Origin of the sequence: Brucella intermedia LMG 3301 (genome assembly GCF_000182645.1) — a bacterium.
GTDB classification, from domain to species: Bacteria; Pseudomonadota; Alphaproteobacteria; order Rhizobiales; family Rhizobiaceae; genus Brucella; species Brucella intermedia.
In genome coordinates this window covers 1,166,721-1,188,450 of sequence record NZ_ACQA01000002.1, presented here as the reverse complement: position 1 = coordinate 1,188,450, position 21,730 = coordinate 1,166,721, and the positions used below count along the sequence as shown (strand labels likewise).

The window sequence follows — 21,730 nt, the reverse complement described above, 5'->3', positions numbered from 1 at the left end:
GCGATTATATCTTGCGCATGCTGAAGCCGGTCGTTTCGGTCTGCCTTTTTTCGAAGCATTTGTCTGGCGCAAATAAATAATCGACGCATCGCGCTTGCCAAAGGTGATGGCTAGCTTAATAAGGCGAAAATGAAAAACAGCTAAACGCTTGATTTTACTGGTGCCGCTTGCGTGACTCGAACACGCGACCCCATCATTACGAATGATGTGCTCTACCAACTGAGCTAAAGCGGCCCGGAACGTTGCGTTCCAATTTCCCGAAGGAGCCAACCGTTTCCGGCTGGACGGTGCGCTGATAACCAAAAGCAGGGAGGAAAGCAAGGCCCAATTCAAACAAACTCCATGTTTGTTCAAAAGCTTTCACAACATGCACGTCGCCACCGCCCTCCAACGCGCAAAAAGCCGGATTTATGAGTAAGCAGGCGATCGTGCCGTGCGAACCGGAAGGCAGTTCTCCCGCGCCAGCCGTCTCGCCGGCGCGGTACCGTCACGTTTCCCGGAATCATGCGCTTGCGCAAAGGCGCTGGCGGGCTTCCTTATATTCCCGCTCGAGGCGGTCGATCAGTTGTCCCGCAGGGGCTACTTCATGGATCGCCCCGATGCCCTGGCCGCAGCCCCAGATATCCTTCCAGGCCTTGGCGCCTTCCTGCTGCGCAGTCTCGAAATCCATCTTGGAAGGATCGGCTTCGGGAAGGTTGTCAGGGTCCATGCCGGAATTGGCGATGGATGGCTTCAGGTAGTTCCCTGCAATGCCGGTAAAGTAGTTGGAATAGACGATGTCGGAGGAAGTCGAGTGGACGATCATCTGTTTGTAGGCATCCGTCGCGCGCGCTTCCGTCGTGGCAATGAACGGCGAGCCGATGTAGGCGAGGTCAGCGCCCATGGCCTGTGCGGCAAGAATCGAGTTTCCGTTGGCGATGGCGCCCGAAAGGAGCAGGGGACCGTCGAACCAGGAGCGGATTTCCTGCACGAGCGCGAAGGGCGACAGCGAACCGGCATGGCCGCCCGCACCGGCTGCCACCGCGATGAGACCATCCGCGCCCTTGCGAATTGCCGAATTGGCGTGACGGTTGTTGATGACGTCATGGAGGACGATGCCGCCATAGGAATGGATTGCCGCATTCACTTCCGGCACGGCACCGAGCGAGGAGATGACGATCGGCACCTTGTATTTCACGCAAAGGCCGAGATCGTGCTCGAGGCGCTTGTTGGAACGGTGCACGATCTGGTTGACGGCGAAGGGTGCTGACGGCCGGTCCGGATTGGCCTTGTCGTAAGCAGCAAGCCCTTCGGTGATTTCCGCCAGCCACTCATCGAGTTGTGCCTCTGGACGGGCATTGAGAGCAGGAAAGGAACCGACGACGCCTGCCTTGCACTGCGCCATCACCAGAGCCGGATGCGAAATGATGAATAGGGGAGCGCCAACCACCGGGATGCGCAATCTGCTTTTCAGAATATCCGGCAAGGCCATTTTCAATCTTCCTCCATGATTGACGTTTCCGTAAACGTAATAGTTCTAGCATCTCCTTGCCGGGCGGCAATATCAAAAGCACGCAAGCGGGTCTGTCGCCGCTCAGCCGTCTTTCGGCATTGCGACAGAACATGCCGAACACGATCGATATGGCGCCCCTTATTTATTGGACGACACGCGCGAAGAGAATCGCCGCTATAGTTGAGGATGTTTCGAGCACCTGCAATGGGTGCAGTTTGGTATTGCAGAACTATACGGATGGGGGAAAACCGCATTCAGAGTTAATATTTGGTGTCTCTGTTAAGCTTATCGGCTAGTCAAAGCGGGTGAAGAACAGGTAAATGCCTTGATTCAGACGTTAATTTCGCTGAGGCTTATGAAAGCGTCTGCATCGGGAACCGCTTGCACCTGTTGAGGGCGTAACGAGACGGCGGAAAAACGAACAAGGGAAGAGCAGCCTTTGGAAAGCATTGAGCGCGCGATCAGGAATGCATTTGCCAAGGCGGATGCACACAATCCGGCGACCCGCCAGCGAATCTATGAATCCGCCTGGGGTGCGCATGAGCGCGCTCTTGCGACAAACGCCGCGCTCAGCGATGCGCAGAAGGAACAGCGCCGCCAGAACCTCAAGGACGCGATCTCCGGCATCGAACAGGAATTCAAGACCGGTGGAGAGACGAGCGCCCGTCACGAGCCGACGCTCGATGCACCCCTGAGGGAAGACCCGGTGCTTGGCGGCAGGGTAGAGGAAACATCGCCCGCGCTCGATACCGGCGATATTCGTGCGACTTCGCGGCAGAAGAAGCGCAGCAATGCCGACCTCGGCTATGAGGGCGGCGTTTCGCGGAAGGACCGCCGCAAGAAGAAGCGCCATTCGCCTTTCTACAGCTACGGCATTCCAGGGCTTGTGCTCGCGGTTGCGGCTTTCATCGGCTATTCGCTTTATAACAGCTTTATCGATCTGAGCAGCGGACCGGCCAACAATCCGCTGCACAGTGAAGGCAATATCGCTCCCCTTAAGGAAGGCGAGGAGCCGGGCGGGTTGAAATGGATCACCATCTTCCAGCCTTCGGAAGCCACACGCATGTCGGTCAAGGGACGCGCCACGGCTGAAATCAGGCAGGAGGGCACGCGCAGCTTCGCCCGCATCCAGTCCGCCGGAGCCGAAGATACGGTCACATTCGATGTGGGTGAGGGCATTCTGGATCAGCTGGTTGGCAAGACGGCGACCTTCAACATCGTGGCCCGCGCCGACGACGGCAAGACGACCCAGATGTCTGTCAACTGCGATTTCGGCGGTCTCGGCGATTGCGGACGCAGGCGCTACGATGTGCGCGATTCCGTGAGCGATTTCCTTTTCGACATGGAAATGCCATCGGGCCAGAAGGCAGGCCGTGCAGGCACGATCACGGTCAATTCGGATCTCAGCGGTTCCGGCAAGGCGGTCAATATCTACGAAATCCGCGTTTCGACGGCGGCCAAATAATCAGGAGAGCAGCTTTTCCAGCGTTTCGAGCCGGTCCGCTTCGCGGGGCGGCTTGTCCCAGCGCAGCCGCGAAAAACGCGGAAAGCGCATGGCGACCCCCGATTTGTGGCGCGTGGAACGGTTGAGACCTTCAAAGGCGACTTCCACGACCAGCCCATGATCGGGTTCGGCGCGCACGGATCGCACCGGCCCGAAACGCTCGGTGGTATTCTCGCGCACAAACTTGTCCAACAATTTCAGTTCCTCGTCCGTAAAGCCGAAATAGGCCTTGCCGACCGGCACGAGCACGGGTTCATCCTCCGGTCCCGTCCATACGGCGAAGGTGAAATCGGAATAATAGCTCGACCGTTTGCCGTGCCCGCGCTGGGCATAGACGATCACCGCATCGACGGTGAAGGGATCGCGCTTCCATTTGAACCACGGTCCCTTGGGACGGCCCGGAAGATAGGCACTGTCGTGGCGTTTCAGCATGACGCCTTCGACGACCGGATGTGGCGGATTGGCGCGAAACCGCGCCAATTCCTCAAAGTCGGAAAATGGCAGAACGGGCGAGAGATCGAAGCGGCGCGGATCGAGCCTGCTGACAAAGCTTTGCAGGCGCGCGCGGCGCTCCAGAAAGGGCAGGGCGCGCAGATCGGCGCCGGTCTGCTGGTTCCCTTCCTGCAACAGGTCATAGGCCCGCACGAAGGCCGGATAGTCGCGCAACTGTTTTGCGCTTACCGTCTTGCGGTTCAGCCTCTGCTGCAGGTCGGAGAATGTGGCTGTCTCTATACCGGTTTCGCCGTGATGGCCAACCAGCAACTCGCCATCGATCGCCCCTTCGAAATCCATGGCTTCCAGAATATCTGGGAACGCGCCGGAGATATCGTCCCCGGTGCGCGAATAGAGGCGGCGCAGGCCGTTTTCCGCGACAGCCTGAACGCGAATGCCATCCCATTTCCACTCGGCCGTAAAGGCGGATGCGTCAAGCGAGGGGATTTCCGCTTCATCAAGGGCCGTCGCCAGCATGACAGGGCGAAATGGAGCGGCTGCGGTGGCCGCAGGCTTTTCCCCGCGGCCTTCCAGCCAGGCGAACAGCGCCTCATAGGGTGGTGACTGGCCGTGCCAGAGTTCTTCTATTTCCACGACGTCGACGCCGCCGAAATCTGCCAGCGCCTGCTTGGCCAGACGGGCGGACACCCCCACGCGCAAGCCCCCGGTCACGAGCTTCAAGAGTGCGTAACGTTCGGAAATGCCAAGCACGTCGAGCCATCCGGCGACGAGCATCGGGCCTTCGCGGCGCGAAGCGTTCTGCAATTCGTGCACCACGATGCCAAGCGGCAGATCGGCTCCGGGGGCAGTTTCGCTGGGGCCGGGCCAGATCAGCGAGATCGTTTCGGCAAGATCACCGACATAATCGTAGGAATAGGCAAACAATGTTGGGTCTGTCCGCTCGGCGATGAGCGCGCGCAGCATGGCCGGCTTTACGCTTTGCAGCTCCAGATCGCGGGTGATCGCTGCCAGCGCCACCCCGCGATCAGGGTCCGGCGTGGTGCGGAAATGGTCGATAAGCAAGCGCAGCTTGCCGTTGCGCTGCGGCGTCAGAACGAGCCGGTCAAGAAGTTCGGCGAAAGCGCGCATCAGTCGCCCTCATCTTCATAGCCGACGAGATGCAGCGGCTTTGCCGGTATGTTCTGCAACTCGCACCAGCGAACGAGAGCTTCCTCACGCCCATGGGTAACCCACACTTCTGCGGGGGCGATTTCCGTTATGGTCGCCGTCAGCTCATCCCAGTCGCAATGGTCGGAAATGATGAGCGGCAGTTCAACGCCCTGCTGTTTGGCGCGCTGTCGGATGCGCATCCAGCCCGAGGCAAAGGCTGGGACCGGATCGGGAAACCGTCGCGCCCAGCGGTCGGAGAAAGCCGAGGGCGGGCCGACGATGATCTTTCCTGCAAAATCCGGTTGTACCGCACTGCGTTCCAGGGTGGCCGGTTCGAGAGGTCCGAGATCGACACCTTGCGTTTGATAATACTCGCAGATATTTTCCAGCGCGCCGTGGATATAGATCGGTTCCCAATAGCCTGCATTGCGTATGAGCTTGATGACCCGTTGCGCTTTGCCCAGCGAATAAGCCCCGACAAGATGCGCACGCTCGGGAAACTGCCGGATCGATTTGAGAAGCGTCGCGATCTCGTGTGCTGCATCCGGGTGACGGAATACCGGCAGGGCAAAAGTGGCTTCGGTGATGAAGACATCACAGGCGACGGGCTCAAAAGGGGCGCATGTCGGATCGGCTGCACGCTTGTAGTCGCCCGAAGCGACGATGCGGGTGCCGTCCATCTCCACCGCGATCTGGGCCGAGCCAAGCACATGGCCCGCTCCATGAAAGCTTATCCGCACGCCATTGAGCGTGAGGGTTTCGCCGAGGCTTACCGGTTGCGTCGTTTCTGCGAAATTCACCCCATAGCGCAACGCCATGATGTCGAGTGTTTCGCGCGTTGCCAGCACATGGGTGTGGCCCGAACGCGCGTGGTCGGAGTGCCCGTGGGTGATGAGCGCACGTTCCACCGGGCGCACCGGGTCGATGTAAAAATCGCCGGGCGGGCAATAAAGACCTTTGGGAGAGGAGCATAGAAGCTGGTTGAAGCGCATGGTTTTCAAGATAGGTCACGAAGTTCACCCCGAAAAGGGAGGGAGCTTGCGTCTGCTGACAAAATGAGAACAAAAGTGAACAAACACCTTGGCGGTTCGCCTCGCTGCGATTAGATTGACGGCGTGACACTGAACCAGAAACCCGCCGCCGCATCTGCCGCCTTTCCCTTGCCGGACCGTTTTCTCGAATGGTTTGCGGCCAAGGGCTGGTCGCCGCGCGCCCATCAGCTGGAGCTTCTGGCGCGTGCCGAACAGGGCCAGTCCACGCTGCTGATTGCCCCGACCGGCGCGGGCAAGACGCTGGCCGGTTTTCTGCCTGCGCTGGTTGATCTGGAAAAACGCGGACGCCAGAAGCCCGGCATGGCGAAACGCGGCGTGCATACGCTTTATATCTCGCCGCTAAAGGCACTTGCGGTCGATATTCACCGCAATCTCACCGTGCCGGTCGAGGAAATGGGTCTCGACATCACCATCGAGACGCGCACCGGCGATACGCCTGCGCACAAGCGCCAGCGACAGAAACTGGCGCCGCCGGATATTCTGCTGACGACGCCGGAGCAGCTTGCGCTGTTGATCGCATCCAAGGGTGCGGAACAGTTCTTCAAGGACCTGCGCTACGTGGTGCTGGACGAATTGCACTCGCTGGTCATTTCCAAGCGCGGGCATCTTCTGGCGCTGGGGCTGGCGCGATTGCGCCGCCTGCAACCGCAATTGCAGACCATCGGCCTCTCCGCAACGGTGGCGGAGCCTGACCAGCTGCGCCGCTGGCTGGTGGAACAGGATGGCGACGATTCCATGGCCGGTCTTGTGACGGTCGATGGCGGCGCCAAGCCGGAAATCACCATTCTCGATTCCGATGAGCGCGTGCCATGGGCAGGACATTCCTCGCGCTATGCCATCCCAGATATCTACGAGGCGATCCGCCAGCACCGCACGACGCTTCTGTTCGTCAATACCCGCAGCCAGGCGGAGATGCTGTTTCAGGAACTCTGGCGGGTCAATGAGGACACGCTGCCGATTGCGCTGCATCACGGTTCACTCGATGCGAGCCAGCGCCGCAAGGTCGAGCAGGCCATGGCCGCCAACACTTTGCGCGCTGTGGTCGCGACCTCGACGCTCGATCTCGGGATCGACTGGGGCGATGTCGATCTGGTCATTCATGTCGGCGCGCCGAAGGGGGCGAGCCGCCTCGCGCAGCGTATCGGTCGCGCCAACCACCGGATGGACGAGCCGAGCCGGGCCATTCTAGTACCCGCCAACCGCTTCGAGGTGATGGAGTGCCGCGCCGCACTCGACGCAAATTATCTGGGTGCACAGGATACGCCGCCCCTAATCCAAGGGGCGCTGGATGTGCTGGCCCAGCACGTGCTTGGCATGGCCTGCGCCGAACCTTTCCAGGCCGACCAGCTTTACCGTGAGGTGCGGAGCGCCGCACCCTATTGGAGCCTTCCGCGAGACACGTTCGACCGCATTCTGAATTTCGTGGCGACCGGCGGCTATGCGCTCAAGACCTATGAGCGGTTTGCGAAAATCCGCAAGACCGTGGACGGCACGTGGCGGGTGTCCAATCCGCGCATCGCGCAGCAATATCGGCTCAATATCGGCACGATTGTCGAAGCGCCGGAGCTGAATGTCCGGCTTACTCGCGGCGGCAAGGGCGGAAGCGCAAGGGGTGGACGTGTCCTTGGCCGGATCGAGGAATATTTCCTGGAGACGCTGACTGCTGGCGACACCTTCCTGTTTGCCGGAAAGGTTCTGCGCTTCGAAGGCATCCGCGAGAATGAATGCATCGCCTCCAATGCGGCCGGTCAAGATGCCAAGATACCTGTCTATGCGGGAGGGAAGTTTCCGCTTTCGACCTATCTTGCCGCGCAGGTGCGCGCCATGCTCGCCGACCGCACACGCTGGCAGTTTCTGCCGGAACAGGTGCGGGAATGGCTGGAAGTGCAGCAATGGAAATCCGTGCTGCCTGCAACGGACGAGCTTTTGATCGAAACCTTTCCGCGCGGCAGTCGCTTCTACATGGTCGCCTATCCTTTCGAGGGCCGGCTGGCTCACCAGACGCTCGGCATGTTGCTGACACGCCGTCTGGAACGCATGGGCGCGCATCCGCTGGGCTTCGTCGCGACCGATTATTCGCTGGGCTTATGGGGCCTCAAGGATATGGGCGCGATGATCGGCACGGGAAAACTCAGCCTTACCCGGCTCTTCGATGAGGACATGCTGGGCGACGATCTCGAAGCATGGCTTGATGAAAGCTACCTTCTCAAACGCACTTTCCGCAATTGCGCCGTGATTTCCGGGCTTATCGAGCGCCGTCATCCGGGACAGGAAAAGACAGGCCGTCAGGTTACGGTTTCCACCGACCTGATCTATGACGTCCTGCGGACCCACGAGCCGGACCATATTCTATTGCAGGCGACGCGCGCGGATGCCGCGACGGGGCTGCTGGATATCAGGCGTCTGGGCGACATGCTGGCGCGCGTGAAAGGCCATCTGCTGCACAAGCCGCTCGACAGGATTTCGCCGCTGGCGCTGCCTGTGATGCTTGAAATCGGGCGCGAGCGCGTGGCAGGCGAGGGCGATGAAATGCTGCTTGAAGAAGCGGCGGATGATCTGATCAGGGAAGCAATGCAATGAAAACTGCGGTGTGGGGAAGTGGAGAGGCCTATAATCTGGCCCATACGCAAGTGCGTGACGTTGCGGCTTTGTGCGATCCATCCGGCGCGCTGTTTCTGCCCGATCTGCACATACTCATCGTTTCCGACCTGCATCTGGAAAAAGGCTCGTCCTTTGCCCGGCGCGGCCAACTCATCCCGCCCTATGACACAGCGGCAACGCTCGACATGCTGGCGGTGGCCATCGCGCGCTATCAGCCACGAACCGTCATCAGCCTCGGCGACAGTTTTCACGATGCCAAGGCCAGCGAGCGTCTGCCGTCGCTTTATGCCATCCGGCTGAAATCGCTGATGGAGCATCGCGACTGGTTCTGGATCACCGGCAATCACGATCCTGATCGCCCGGTCGACCTGCCGGGGGATTGTGTCGAGGAACTGGCGGTCGGACCGCTCACCTTCCGGCATGAGCCGTCACGCAAGGCCGGGCAGGGCGAGATCGCAGGCCATCTTCATCCTGCCGCGCGCATCGTCAGGCGCGGCCGGTCGGTGCGACGCCCCTGTTTCGTGAGCGACGGGGAACGGCTCATTATGCCTGCTTTCGGAGCCTATACGGGTGCGCTTAACATTCTGGATCGCGCCTTCCGCGGGCTCTTCGCCGATGAGGCGCTGCGCGCCTATATGCTCGGTCAGGGCAAGGTTTACCCGATAGCACGCGGTGCGCTTTATGGCGGTTAATCCCGACGGAACAGAATGCGCCCGAACCATCCGGTGAAGACGGCAAGGAAAACGGCAAACAGGCCGTAGAGAAAGCTGTTCTGATGGGCCGCGTTGTAGATGCTCTGCTCGAAACCCGCCTTGACGATTTCCAGGCTGGCATTGGCTTCCCGCAGGAAAACGCCGTTGCGAAACAGAAGCGCCCGAGCCTTGTGGCGACCCACCGGCACGTTGGCGGGGAGGTTGAGCGTGGCGCGGAACAAGGTGCGCGAAATGAACTCCACGCCACCGATGCGCTGCGTATAGAGGCCCTGGCGGATTTTCATCTCGCGCAGTTCATTGCCAAATCTCGGAATATTGCCGGACAGGCTGGCAGGGTCTTCCGGCACGAGATAGAAATTGCGCACGCCCACGGAAAGCTGGCGATAGGTTTTCTCGTCGGTAATGTCCTGCAAATTGCGGGTGGATGCCAGCGAGTATGAGAGCGGGACGCCCATGAATGTCTCTGAAACCGCATTCACCCACACGCCGAGATAACGGTCCTTCTTGCGCACGACCAGATCGCGGGACGGGCCTTGCAGCACCACGATGATGTCGTAACGGCCCTGTCGCTGGATCGTGGGATCGGCATTGTCGAGCGCGCCGAATATTGTGAGATCGGTGCCGCCGAAATTCGATGTGATGGCGATGGTTTCGGTCGAAAGGCCGATTTCGATGGTCTCATCGGCGGGGTTCTGCAATTGCGGAACCGTGTTGCCATTACCGCTGGAATCGACCTGCGCGAGCGCGCTTCCCGTCATCAGAAGGAAGATCAATGCGGAGGAAAGCGTGAGGCCCCGCATGTCAGATATCCGCAATCGAAATGGAGAACAGGTTGTCCGGCCGCACGAAAAGCCCGAAGGCGAGGCGCAGGCCGACCGCCAGCACCAGAAGCGCCAGCAGAAGACGCAATTGTTCGCCGCGCAGTTTCTGCCCGGCACGTGCGCCATACTGCGCGCCGATGACACCACCAACCATCAGAAGGAAGGCAAGCACAATATCGATGGATTGGTTGGTCGTTGCTTGCAGGACGGTCGTGACCGCAGTGACGAAGGTGATCTGAAACAGCGAGGTTCCGACAACCACATTGGTCGGAACATGCAGCAGATAGATGAGTGCCGGAACCATGATGAAGCCGCCGCCGACACCCATGACCGAGGAAAGGAGGCCGATGAAGAAACCGATGCCGAGCACCGGAATGATGCTGACATAGATGGTGGACGCACGAAACCGCATCTTGAAGGGCAGGCGGTGTATCCATGTGTGCTGGCCCGAGCGCCGCACGGCCCCGCCCTGACCCTTCTTCACGCGGCGAAGCGCTCGCAGGCTTTCCACGAGCATCAGTCCGCCGACGGTGCCGAGAAAGAAAACGTAGAGAATGGAGACGATCAGGTCCAACTGGCCGAGATCGCGCAGCCATGAAAAGACGAAGATACCGACGAGGGACCCCAATATGCCGCCTGCCACCAGAAACAGGCCGAGCTTGATATCGAGCGTTCGACGTTTGAAATGCGCCAGCGCGCCTGAAACCGACGAGGCGATGACCTGATTGGCGCCTGTGGCGACCGCGATGGCAGGTGGAATGTTATAAAAGATCAACAGTGGCGTGATGAGAAATCCGCCGCCAACACCGAACAATCCGGAAAGAAAACCCACGGCGGCGCCCATGCCGAGTAGAACCAGCATGTTGACCGACAATTCCGCAATGGGAAGATAAATACCCAATTCCCAACCCGGCTTTCACGAACGCACGACATACAGCTGCTTGCGGTCGCGTTTCTCCGCAAGATGTCTCACCTTACCAAAGCATCTCGGGCAACATTATGAAAATAGTGTGCGCCCGGAAATGCATGAAAACAAGTAGTTAGGCTTTAGTCTGCTCGTGAGTTCCAGCCTGGCCACCTCTCATAATGTCTTGCTCTGTCGTCATCGGGAAGTCAAACGCCGATTGCCGATAAGGTTACCTTGCAGGACTATATTGAAGGAAAAATCCGGGGTGTTGTTCAAGAACAACAAAAAGAGCGCCGGAGATCATCGAAAACAGCTTTTATCCAGATAATCCTACCGATTATATGGGATATACTTCAGAGATTGCGGCGCTGATGCACAATGAATCAGTCTGCTGCGTTCTGGCGATTGCTGATGACAATATTGATATCTTCTTTCGGCGTGATGACCGAATGGCCGGACGAGGGATAAAACTGCGCACGGATTGAAATATTGTCCGACATCTTGCTGTCGGTCAGGCTGCCGTTCTTTATGATGTAAAGGTAGGGATTGGTCAGGTTGACACTGAAATTCCCGGCGAAACGGCTGCTGGATTTGAAGCCGAAGCAGTTCATGCTTTCGGCATAATAGCTGCCATTCATCACATTCCAGTCTTCCATCGGGCTGGAGCGTGTCAGGCAGGTTTTCTTGCCGTCCGGCGTGGTGAAATTCGCATTGAAGGATACGGCTATGAAGATGTTCTTCAGTTCAGAACTGCCGGAAAGAACCTTGAAAATGGATTTGTAGGGATGAATGTCTTCGGCGGGAATAAGCTGCTTGTCGCCGGAGGAGATTTCAAAGTCGATCGCATCCCCCTGGAAATTTTTGATATCCTTGTCGAGCGCGAGAGGGATTTTCGCGATGATACCGTTTTCCATGTCGTTGTTTACATGCAAGAGCATAGTCTATCCCCTCGTTGATAGGGTGTAGATAATAAGCCTCAACGAGTCGGATCAACCTGTCACTTCTTTCAGAAGAATACGGACGAAACGCAGGAAGGGCGGCCTGGGCCGCCCTTGCAGATATCCTTATGGCTCCAATGAGTTACTTGTTCTTTTCAAGCAGGAGCTGAACCAGTTTCTGGTCGACATCGCCGGTGGGCTTCTGTCCGTTTGCCTTCTGGAACGCCGCAATCGCGGCGCGGGTCTTGCCGCCCATAACACCATCGGCTGTGCCGATGTCATAGCCGTTTTTCTGAAGGATGAGCTGGATGTTGCGGACGGCCTTCTTCATGTCCACCGAGCCGGTGGTGACAGGCTTTGCTTCGGTCCACGCATCCGGAACGTCGATGGAATTGGTCGCCTGATCGAGCGGCTTCGCCTTCCACAGCTTCACCATATCCTTGGCGCGTTCGAGTTGCTCCGGCTTCAACGCCTTGGCGATCTGGTCGCGCTTGTCGGCTGCGTCCTTGTCACCGGCATTGGCGGCAAGCGAGAACCACTTGTAGCTTTCTTCCAGATTGACCGGCATGCCAAGGCCCTTGGCGGCAAGAATGCCGAGATTGAACTGGCTGTCCTTGACGCCGAGTTCAGCCGCATCGGTGAACCAGCGCACGGCTGAAGCATTGTCCGGGTTGCCATTGGCGCCGGTTGCGAAAAGCACGGCGAGATTATGCATCGCGCTCGCATTGCCCTGCTGGGCCGAGAGCTGGTACCAGGTCTTGGCCTTGTCCAGATCGCGGGGCATGCCAAGGCCCTTTTCGTTGAAGTTGCCGAGACGATACTGCGCGGGGGCAAAGCCCTGACCTGCCGAAATCTCGTACCACTGTGCCGCCTTGGCAAAGTCGGCGGCAACGCCGCGGCCTTCCATGTAACGGTTGCCGACTTCAAAGAGCGCGCGCGCGTCGCCCTTGGCGGCGGCTTCACGAAGCGCTGCCGGACCGGCTTCTTCCGGCACCGGCGGAATGGCAGCTTGAGACTGGGCTGCGGGCTCGGTCGCTGCCGTGGTTTCCACCGGCTGCACCGGATTGGCGGCCGTTTCCGTCGCCGTCACGGCAGGCTGTTCGACATGTGCCGGGATTTCCATCGCGGCCTGTTGCTCGTCTGTCTGCGCTGCTTTTTCCTCGCGCGGTTCCGTGATCGGAGCTGGCGCCACAGGGGCAGCTTCAGCGGATGGCTGTGCTGCGGGCGTGGTGTCGGCGGTGATCTTGGCGGCGATTTCGTCCGCTGGCGCAGGCGTCGTGTCCGCGGCAGTGGTGTCGATCTGCGCTGGCGCGGTATCGATTGCCGTTTCCAGCGGCTCGTCGCGGTTGAGGAATGCAGAACCGATCTGCAGTCCGGCCATGGCGATCATCACGGCGCCGATGGCCATCAGGATAGGCTTGCGCTGGCGCTGGATCATGTCGCCAACGGACGATTTCTTCTTGTTCGTGCGCTTCGCCGCACCCCTCTGAAGCTGCTCGGACTCGGCGGCGGCAAGCTGGGCGGCGCGCCGGGCGGCGGTTATGAAGTCCACCTTGCCGTTGGCGGCAAGTGCGGCATCGGCAGCATCTTCGCGCTGGCGGCGTTCTTCACGCACCCGCTTCATGATCGAATTGAGGTCCGGCATGCCTTCACCCTCGGGGCGAGGGGACGGGGTCCGTTCCAGCTCGGGTTCCTTGCGGGTGATCGCTTCCACGGCAGCTAGTTTGCTGTCGAAGGCAGGGGTGTCGAATGTCGCGTCGAAGGCGGTGGCTTCGAGCACTTCGTCGCTCTTACCGGCGGATTTGTCGGCGCGGCGACCGCGTATCGCTTTGGCGAAACCGCCGAAGAGCGAGGACTTTTCAGCCGTGACGTCTGCTCGCGTGTCGGCGGGACCGGCTTCGCTCTGGACGGTTGCAAATGCCGCTGCCGCAGCCGCTGCGGCTGGTGACCGCGTTGTCGACGGGCGCTGCGAACCGGAATTGGGGGAGGGCAGCCTTTCGCCGTCCGATCGACCCGCGACGTCCTGCTCCAGCCTGGCCAGGCGGTCGACGATCTTGACCAGCGTGTCATGGACGGTCTCGAATGTCTTGCCGTTGCGTTCGTCGGAATTGCGCGCCAGCGCTTCCAGCGATTTCATGTCCTCGGCCAACTGCCGGGCAATCACGCTGTCATTGTGCGATCCGTGCTGTAGAACGCGTGCAACGGCGCTTTCTGCCGCCTCACGCGCTGCATCGAGCACGGTTTCACGATTGGAGGCGATGGAGCGCTCAATGGAATCGAGACGCGGTTTCAGTTCGGCAATCTCGGCCACCGGTTGTGCAAGGTGGTGGGCGATATTGGCAATCTGATCCTCAAGGCTCCGGATCGCCTTCACGTCCAGCCCCGGACCGTCATAGGCCGGTGCCTGAAGGAGACCCAGCGAAATCTGCTGCGAAAGATCGTCGATCCGGCCTTCCAGCGTATGGAGCGCACTGGTGTCGACATGCTGCGTGGCATATTGCGCGTCGAGGCGCTCGGTCAGTTCCGCAAAGCGGCGTTCGATCTTGTCCAGAACCAGAGGATGCGGCTCCTCCGACCGGCGTTCGGCTGCTTCGAGCTTCTGGCCGATGGCTTCAAGACGCGCTTCAACGGCGTGATAGTCGGACTGGCTGAGATTTTCCATCACCTTGCCAACTTGATTGGCGAGGAGGTTGATCTGGTGGGCAAGCTGGTCGATCACGCCATCCGGCAGTGCCGAACCGCTCGAAAGCCCGTCGATGCGTGAGGAAAGTTCGCCCAGCTTGCGGTAAAGCGCGTCGGAATTCTGCTGCGTCGCCGAAGTGGCGAGTTGGTCCGCAAGTTCCGCCAGACGGCCTTCGATCCGTTCCAGCCGGCGCGCGCCGTCCTGATCGGGCCGCTGTGCGCGGCTTGTCGCGATGATGGCGCGGCTGATTTCGTCCAGCCGCTCGTCGATCTGCTGGAGACGGTTCTGTTCGAGCGACGCGGCGTGTTGCGGGCTCAGCGATTCCTCGATGGAGTTTGCCAGCTGGCTGATGCGGTCTTCGATCGCGCTCAAACGGTTCGATTGCGGCAAGGTGCCGATTGCGTCGCGCACCTGCTCAAGCCGCGAGCCGATGGCGTCCAGCGCGGGATCGACAGCGTTATGACGCTGCTCGAATGCCTCGAAACGGGCGTCGAAGCGATCCCAGCGGTTGTTGAGGCGATGCAGGGTTTCCTCGCGGGCAAGGCCCTGGACGGTGCGGTTGAGCTCATCGAGCTGACGGCGGAGCGCCTGCGCATTGGCCTCACTGCTGCGGTCTGCAAGATGGCGCACGCTGTCACTGATGCGCTCGAAGTCTTCGCTTACCCTTTGCGAGAGCCCTTCTTCGCTTGCGGCGCGCTGAAGGCGGGGTCATTTCGCGGCTGGCGCGGCTGACCTCGACATTGGATGCATAAGGCAGCGGCTCTTCATGGCTTTCGCGCATGCGGCGCAGGTTTTCGGCGATTTCGGCGAGGCCCGTTAGGGTTTCGTCCGGATAGCGGGCGGGCTGGCGTTCCGAGCGCAGGATGTTGCGCATATCGGGAGCACCGTCCTGTTCCAGATCTTTCAGGCGCTTTTCCAGGCTTGCCAATGTGCGATTGAGTTCTTCCATCGCCGGCGAAGGCGCCCGGCGCTCACGGCGGGCGTTCAATTCGTCGATGATGGATCGTGAACCTGACGCCAGATCTGGGTTTGCCATGAGAAATTCACTTTTTCCAATGATAGAGACCGCCGGGGCAAATTTCGCCAACGCAACTGGCAAGAATTTGCTCTGCCTACATTTGTACAAACGTGGTAAACAACTCGTTAATATATGCAGCTAAGTGAATGCTTTCGTGGGTGCGGCACGGCATCTCACGGTTGAGCGGACCGGACACGGCATGTCGAGCACCAGGCGGCATGAAAGCGGATCAATCAAGCATGGCAGGCGAGTGAATTGCGGCGGCGAATGTAAAACGAGCTGCGGCACTGACAGCAGTGTCAATGTGAGCTGTCATCAATATTGGTTCCATCGCGCATGCGCGCGGTGACCGGGGTTTCCGGGGGCGGAAACAGGGTAGAACATGAGTAAACGGTCGAACGCGCCGGAACAGGCGGCAGATGTAGCGATTGCGGATCTGCTGACCGGTGCAGGTGGTAATGCGCGGAGGGAGAACCAGACAGGCGGTCAATTATATCGGATCGGCGATCTTGCCGAGGAATTCGACCTGACGTTGCGGGCCTTGCGCTTTTATGAAGATAAGGGATTGCTTAGTCCACGCCGTGCGGGCGTGACACGGCTCTACGACAACAAGGACCATACGAGACTGCGGCTCGTCCTGTTCGGGCGCCGCATCGGCTTCACGCTCGGCGAAATGGGGCAATTGATCAGCGTGTGGGAAAACGGCATTACCGATCCCGCCGAGACCGAGAATCTGCGCCAGCGCTTCAAGGAAAAGCTCCACGAACTTGAGAAGAAGAAGAACGAGATAGACCGGTCCGTCGAGGAACTTCGGGCCATTCTGGCGCGAATGGCACGCCCGCCGATTTGATCAAGGCCGGGTGTAGCGTCCCAGCCTCGTGGGAGGGACTTCCAAGGCCTCTTTGTTTCAGCCTGTCGCATGAAGTGTGCCGCCCGGCGGGAACCTGCGCGCTTCACACCGGTTATTTCAGCCTTGCGACCGATAACGCATCCGCAAAGTGGTTTTTCGGGTGCGTGTCAAACGAACCGACAGAGCGCTGGCCGGATTCAGATCAGGTCAAATCCGCTCTGATGCGAAAGTGAGGCTGAAAATGAAAAAGGCTCTTGTTCTGACCGCAGCGGTGTTTCTTGCCGGCTCGGGTATTGCGCTGACGCAAGATCGAGTACTTGTCGAAGTGCCGCAAGCGGCACGCGATTATGTCATTGCAAATCCATCGGATCCCGTCGTTATCGAAGGCGAAATAAGCGATGGTTATGTCCTGCCCGACGCAATCGCCGTTCACCCAATCCCGGACAATCCGGATTTCGGCTATATCTATGTCAATGGCGAGCCGGTAATCGTGTCCATGCAGAACCGCCGGGTCGTCTATTATGCCGAGGGGCCGAATGCCGGGCCCCCGGTGCCGACTGAAATCGTGACCTATATCGAAACCAACCCCGTCGATCCGGTCGTCATCGAAGGAGGCATCGCTGAAGGAACGATAATTCCACAGGATGTGCCTCTCGTCGCCGTACCCGACCAGCCGGCATATTCCTATGTCTATGTGGAAGATCGCCCGGCCCTGATCGATACGCAGACGCGCCGCGTCGTATGGGTCAAGTAAGGCCAGTTGGAAAGAGATGGAAAAAGGCGGCAATTCTGCCGCCTTTCTTCATGGTCGCATGCGAATTGACGGCCCGTATCTTGCCAGAAAAATCCAATATTTTTTGGTAATTTTTATGTTAATTCGGGCGCTTTTCCGCTCTTCTTGAAAGAATTATAACGAAGTCGAATTGATGGTGAAAAAATAAATTTGGCTCTGTGCCCTTGTAGTGGGGGTAATAAGGGTATATCTATTAAAAATCGATTTTGTCATCGAACGACAAGGCGCACCAGGCGTCATGACTTTTCTTTCAATTTCGTAAAACGCGACGAAAATTATTTCGTTATCTTCCAACCATGCGAATTGAAAGGAATTCTCTATGGCAAACGGAACAGTAAAATTCTTTAATGGCGGCAAGGGCTTTGGGTTTATTCAGCCTGAGGATGGTTCGCCGGATGAGTTCGTTCACATTTCTGCAGTTGAGCGTGCAGGCATGCATACGCTCAATGAAGGTCAGAAGGTGAGCTTCGAGTTGGTGGCGGATCGCCGTTCCGGCAAGAAGGCCGCCGATAATCTTCAGGCGCTTTAACTCGGGCGCAAAGTGATTGTCTCCGATCTTTGACCACGGATGTACTGGCACTGATTGTTGAGGCGATTGAAAGGTCGGGTTTTCCCGGCCTTTTTTATTTTCAAGTGCATCCCAAGTGTGAAGCGGCTTTTGACCGGGAGTAAATAGAATGCTCGAACAAAAATCGGCAGGACTGACCAAGGACACGCTGTTCAAGAAACCGCTTTCGCGGATGGAAGCCAAGAACGCCATTACCGACAAAACGGCAAAGGCTATCCTGCAGCACGAAAAAGCCGCGGTCGATGCCAAGACGGAGCGATTGAAAGCCGCGCGCCTCGAGCGCGACAGGCGAGCCCCGTAGCCGGTCTGTGCAGTCATACAAGCGAATGAATTGAGGTGGCCGTGGCAACACGATGAAATGATTGGATTTTGTCGGTTTGTGCGCGGCTGAGAAAGGAGCTGAATTGCAAGTATTGGTAAGAGACAATAATGTCGATCAGGCGCTGCGCGTGCTCAAGAAGAAGATGCAGCGCGAGGGAATTCTCCGTGAACTGAAAGAACGCAGGGCTTATGAAAAGCCTTCGGAAAGGCGTGTGCGCGAGAAGGGCGAGGCTATTCGCCGGGCGCGCAAGGATGCCAAGAAGAGGGCACAGCGCGAAGGTTTGCTGCCGAAGCCGAAGAAGAAGGTTGCTCCCGCACGGTCGAGAACCCCGGTCGCTTCCGCACCGGCGACATCTTCTGCCGCCTGACCTGCGACCCCGAAGTTTCGGGCCTAGATCGTTCAAGACAGACCGCCGGATCGAAAGCGTTCCGGCGGTTTTTTATTGGCCGCACCACGTCCCCGCTGGGCTGTCTGACATTGCTGCCTTGCGCTCCCGGTCCCCTGGGGTGCGCATTTCCCCATCCCGCACGAAGTTATGTAATTTTTGACGTTTACGGAAACGTCAAAGTAGGTTAGCTTCGGTCCGAAATTGACGGGGTGAGCGCGGATTCCGTGAGGTGCTCGGTCAAAAAGGCGGCAAAAAGGACTGTTTTTCGGAGAAATTCGTCCGGTTTTGCTGCAACATGCGCGCTGTCACAACATTTCGCTATAATGTGGCATGCAGGCATGAAACGCGGTTAAGGGCTCGTTCCAATCATCGCGGAACGGCTCAGGTGGTGAATTGGAGGATTTCTATGCCGAGCTATCGCGCGCCAGTTGAGGATACGAATTTCGTTCTCAACGACGTTCTGAATTATCAGCGTTACAACAATCTGCCGGGCTTTGCCGACGCGTCGCCCGATGTCGTCGAGGCGATCCTGTCGGAAGGCGCGAAGCTTGCGGAAGGCACCTTGTTCCCGGTCAACCACACGGCCGACCGCGAAGGTTGCAAGCGTTCGTCGGATGGCTCGGTCACCACGCCGAAGGGCTTCAAGGAAGCCTATGATCTCTATCGTGAAGGCGGCTGGCTCGGCCTCGCCGTGCCGGAGCAATATGGCGGACAGGGGCTTCCCTATCTGCTGCATACGGCTGTCGGCGAATATATGTCTTCTGCCAATATGGCGCTCACCATGTATCCGGGCCTGACGCAGGGCGCGATTGCCGCGATCCTGACCCATGGCACCGACGAGCAGAAGGACACCTATCTGCCCAAGATGGTTGAAGGCACCTGGACCGGCACGATGAACCTGACCGAGCCGCATTGCGGTACGGATCTGGGCCTGCTGCGCACCAGCGCCACCCCGCAGGAAGACGGTTCCTATAAGATTTCCGGCCAGAAGATTTTCATCTCGGCTGGTGAACACGACATGTCGGAAAACATCATCCATCTGGTGCTGGCCCGCATCGACGGCGCGCCGGAAGGCGTGAAGGGCATTTCGCTGTTCATCGTGCCGAAGTTCATTCTTGACGAAAACGGCAATCCGGGCGAGCGCAACGGCGTTTCCTGCGGTTCCATCGAAGAAAAGATGGGCATTCACGGCAATGCCACCTGCGTCATGAATTATGACGAGGCAAAGGGTTATCTCATCGGCGAAGCCCACAAAGGCCTGCGCGCCATGTTCACCATGATGAACGAAGCGCGTCTGGGCGTGGCCTTGCAGGGGCTTTCGATTGCCGAAACCGCTTACCAGAATGCTGTGATCTATGCGCGTGAGCGCATTCAGGGCCGTGCGCTTTCGGGTGCCGCAGCGCCCGATAAAAAGGCCGATCCGATCATCGTTCATCCGGATATTCGCCGCAACCTCATGAATATCCGCGCTTTCAACGAAGCCGGCCGCGCGCTCATTCTGTGGACGGCGCTCAACTCCGATATCGCGCACCGCTCCGGTGACGAGGCCGAGCGTCAGACTGCCGATGATCTCGTCGGGCTTCTGACGCCCGTGCTGAAAGGCGTTCTGACCGACAAGGGTTTTGAACATGCCGTCATGGCGCAGCAGGTGTTCGGCGGCCACGGCTATATCGAAGAACATGGCATGAGCCAGTATGTGCGCGATGCGCGCATCGCCATGATCTACGAAGGCGCCAACGGCATTCAGGCGCTTGATCTGGTGGGTCGCAAGCTGGCGCTGAACGGTGGTCGCGCGGTTACGGCGTTCTTCAAGGAAGTGGGAGAATTCTGCGAAGCCAATCGTGAGAACGAGAAGCTTTCCTTCTTCACCAAGCACCTGAAGAAGGGCCTCAACGATCTTCAGGCCGCCACCATGTGGCTGATGCAGAATGCGATGGCCAAGCCCGACAATGCCGGTGCCGCCTCCAACGACTATATGCATCTGTTCGGTCTGGTGGCGCTCGGCTTCATGTGGGCGCGGATGGCCAGGATCGCGGAAGAAAAGCTTGGCAGGGGTGAAGGCAACAAGGCTTTCCTCGAAGCCAAGCTTGTCACTGCACGCTATTATTTCGAGCGGATCATGCCGGAAAGTGCAGCCCATCTCGCACGCATCCAGTCGGGTGCGGATTCGATGATGGCGCTCGAAGCGGACACATTCTGAACCAGAGATTACGCCGGGCTTTCGGGCCTGGCGGGCCAAAATTTGGCGGGAAGGAGCAAAAATGGCTGAGGCTTATATTTACGATCACGTGCGCACACCGCGCGGGCGTGGCAAGAAGGACGGTTCGTTGCACGAAGTGCCAGCCGTCCGTCTGGGCGCGAAGGTTCTTGAATCCCTGCGCGACCGCAACGGCATCGACACGGCAAAGGTCGATGACATCATTTTCGGCTGCGTCGATCCTGTCGGCGAAGCTGGTGCAGTTATTCCGCGTTCCGCCGCCTTTGAAGCCGGTTATGACTTCAAGGCGCCGGGCATCCAGATTTCGCGCTTCTGTGCTTCGGGTCTCGATGCGATCAATCTGGCGGCAGCCAAAGTCGCGTTCGGTTCCGACGATCTGGTGATCGCCGGCGGCGTCGAAAGCATGTCGCGCGTCGGCATGGGCATGTCGGGCGGTGCCTGGTACATGGACCCGTCGGTCGGCTTCCCCGGCTATTTCATGCCGCAGGGCGTTTCCGCCGATCTGATCGCCACGAAATACGGCTTCAGCCGCGATGACGTCGACGCCTATGCCGTCGAAAGCCAGAAGCGCGCCGCCAAGTCGTGGGAAAAGGGCTATTTCAAGAACTCGGTCATCCCGATCAAGGACCAGAACGGCCTGACCATTCTCGATCATGATGAGCATATGCGCCCGTCAACCGACATGCAGGCGCTGGGCCAGCTCAACCCATCCTTCGTGATGCCAGGTGAAATGGGCGGCTTCAACGCCGTCGGCATTCAGGCCCATCCGGAAATCGAGACGGTCAACCACGTCCACCATGCCGGTAACTCGTCCGGTATCGTCGATGGCGCGGCTGGCGTCCTCGTCGGTTCCAGGAAGGCTGGCAAGGCATTCGACATGAAGCCGCGCGCCCGTATCCGCGCTTTCTCCAATATCGGTTCCGAACCGGCGCTTATGCTCACCGGCCCGGTCGATGTGACGGAAAAGCTTCTCAAGCAGGCAAAGATGAAGCTCTCGGACATTGATCTGTTCGAACTGAACGAAGCCTTCGCCGCCGTGGTTCTGCGCTACATGCAGGCCTTCGACATTCCGCACGACAAGATCAACGTCAATGGCGGCGCCATTGCCATGGGCCATCCGCTGGGCGCGACCGGCGCAATGATCCTCGGCACGGTGCTGGATGAACTGGAACGCCGTAATCTCAATACCGCGCTGGTGACCTTGTGCATTGGTGCCGGCATGGGCACGGCGACGATCATCGAGCGCGTATAGGGCGAGGG

18 protein-coding genes and 1 tRNA gene are annotated in these 21,730 nt (G+C 58.9%); 10 read left to right on the top strand and 9 right to left on the bottom strand.

All coding sequences use genetic code 11. The features are described 5' to 3' along the window. Nucleotides 1-158: 158 nt before the first annotated feature. Nucleotides 159-234 (bottom strand) — tRNA-Thr (locus OINT_RS18055). Nucleotides 235-502: 268 nt separating this feature from the next. Continuing rightward, nucleotides 503-1,471 carry an NAD(P)H-dependent flavin oxidoreductase gene (locus tag OINT_RS18045; RefSeq protein ID WP_006470561.1) on the bottom strand — a complete coding sequence of 323 codons (969 nt, stop codon included), beginning with the start codon at nt 1,469-1,471 and terminating at the stop codon, nt 503-505. Nucleotides 1,472-1,931: 460 nt separating this feature from the next. On the opposite strand from OINT_RS18045, the gene OINT_RS18040 reads away from it, so the two are divergent. Next, on the top strand, nt 1,932-2,957 hold the full coding sequence (locus tag OINT_RS18040; RefSeq protein ID WP_006469334.1) for a hypothetical protein: 1,026 nt from the start codon (nt 1,932-1,934) through the stop codon (nt 2,955-2,957). Here the strand turns inward: OINT_RS18040 and OINT_RS18035 are convergent, their stop codons facing one another. Beyond that, nucleotides 2,958-4,577 carry a cisplatin damage response ATP-dependent DNA ligase gene (locus OINT_RS18035; protein WP_006469333.1) on the bottom strand — a complete coding sequence of 540 codons (1,620 nt, stop codon included), beginning with the start codon at nt 4,575-4,577 and terminating at the stop codon, nt 2,958-2,960. Beyond that, nucleotides 4,577-5,590, bottom strand: coding sequence for a ligase-associated DNA damage response exonuclease (locus tag OINT_RS18030; RefSeq protein ID WP_006470563.1), 1,014 nt, complete (start codon nt 5,588-5,590; stop codon nt 4,577-4,579). Before OINT_RS18030 ends, OINT_RS18035 begins: the two co-directional genes overlap by 1 nt. 123 nt (nt 5,591-5,713) lie before the next feature. Between OINT_RS18030 and OINT_RS18025 the strand changes: the two genes are divergently transcribed. Beyond that, complete coding sequence (locus OINT_RS18025; RefSeq protein WP_006469331.1) at nt 5,714-8,230, top strand: ligase-associated DNA damage response DEXH box helicase; 2,517 nt, start codon at nt 5,714-5,716, stop codon at nt 8,228-8,230. Next, complete coding sequence (gene pdeM, locus OINT_RS18020) at nt 8,227-8,943, top strand: ligase-associated DNA damage response endonuclease PdeM (RefSeq protein ID WP_006469330.1); 717 nt, start codon at nt 8,227-8,229, stop codon at nt 8,941-8,943. Before OINT_RS18025 ends, pdeM begins: the two co-directional genes overlap by 4 nt. Here pdeM and OINT_RS18015 read toward each other — a convergent pair. From OINT_RS18015 to OINT_RS24140, 5 genes are all read right to left on the bottom strand, one after another. Next, complete coding sequence (locus tag OINT_RS18015; RefSeq protein WP_006470566.1) at nt 8,940-9,764, bottom strand: TIGR02186 family protein; 825 nt, start codon at nt 9,762-9,764, stop codon at nt 8,940-8,942. The two genes, pdeM and OINT_RS18015, sit on opposite strands and share 4 nt — an antisense overlap. Nucleotide 9,765: 1 nt before the next feature. Next, the gene (locus tag OINT_RS18010; RefSeq protein ID WP_025090993.1) at nt 9,766-10,647 is read right to left on the bottom strand and encodes a sulfite exporter TauE/SafE family protein; all 882 of its coding nucleotides are present in this window, start codon (nt 10,645-10,647) and stop codon (nt 9,766-9,768) included. Between the two features lie 428 nt (nt 10,648-11,075). Beyond that, nucleotides 11,076-11,630 carry a hypothetical protein gene (locus tag OINT_RS18005; RefSeq protein WP_006469327.1) on the bottom strand — a complete coding sequence of 185 codons (555 nt, stop codon included), beginning with the start codon at nt 11,628-11,630 and terminating at the stop codon, nt 11,076-11,078. A 142-nt stretch (nt 11,631-11,772) separates the two neighbouring features. Next, nucleotides 11,773-14,724, bottom strand: a complete 2,952-nt coding sequence (locus tag OINT_RS18000; protein WP_412766474.1) for a peptidoglycan-binding protein — start codon at nt 14,722-14,724, stop codon at nt 11,773-11,775. 223 nt (nt 14,725-14,947) lie between these two features. After that, nucleotides 14,948-15,349, bottom strand: a complete 402-nt coding sequence (locus OINT_RS24140; protein WP_039853360.1) for a hypothetical protein — start codon at nt 15,347-15,349, stop codon at nt 14,948-14,950. A gap of 364 nt (nt 15,350-15,713) precedes the next feature. Here OINT_RS24140 and OINT_RS17990 point away from each other — a divergent pair, with 364 nt between their 5' ends. The 7 genes from OINT_RS17990 (at nt 15,714) to OINT_RS17960 (ending at nt 21,722) form a co-directional block, all read left to right on the top strand. Further along, nucleotides 15,714-16,181 carry a MerR family transcriptional regulator gene (locus OINT_RS17990; RefSeq protein WP_006469324.1) on the top strand — a complete coding sequence of 156 codons (468 nt, stop codon included), beginning with the start codon at nt 15,714-15,716 and terminating at the stop codon, nt 16,179-16,181. A 241-nt stretch (nt 16,182-16,422) separates the two neighbouring features. Beyond that, entirely contained in the window at nt 16,423-16,935 is a 513-nt protein-coding gene (locus tag OINT_RS17985; RefSeq protein ID WP_006470568.1) for a DUF1236 domain-containing protein, read from the top strand. A gap of 358 nt (nt 16,936-17,293) precedes the next feature. Then, nucleotides 17,294-17,503 (top strand): cold-shock protein, encoded by a 210-nt coding sequence (locus OINT_RS17980; RefSeq protein ID WP_006469321.1) that lies wholly within the window; start codon nt 17,294-17,296, stop codon nt 17,501-17,503. 148 nt (nt 17,504-17,651) lie between these two features. Then, a complete protein-coding gene (locus OINT_RS17975) occupies nt 17,652-17,843 on the top strand; it encodes a hypothetical protein (protein WP_006469319.1) in 192 nt (63 codons plus the stop codon). A gap of 103 nt (nt 17,844-17,946) precedes the next feature. Beyond that, entirely contained in the window at nt 17,947-18,231 is a 285-nt protein-coding gene (gene rpsU / locus OINT_RS17970) for a 30S ribosomal protein S21 (RefSeq protein ID WP_031347041.1), read from the top strand. A 427-nt stretch (nt 18,232-18,658) separates the two neighbouring features. After that, a complete protein-coding gene (locus OINT_RS17965; protein ID WP_006470571.1) occupies nt 18,659-20,452 on the top strand; it encodes an acyl-CoA dehydrogenase C-terminal domain-containing protein in 1,794 nt (597 codons plus the stop codon). A gap of 61 nt (nt 20,453-20,513) precedes the next feature. Continuing rightward, nucleotides 20,514-21,722: an acetyl-CoA C-acetyltransferase gene (locus tag OINT_RS17960; RefSeq protein ID WP_006469316.1), complete on the top strand. Its 1,209-nt coding sequence runs from the start codon at nt 20,514-20,516 to the stop codon at nt 21,720-21,722. The last annotated feature ends 8 nt before the right edge of the window (nt 21,723-21,730 follow it).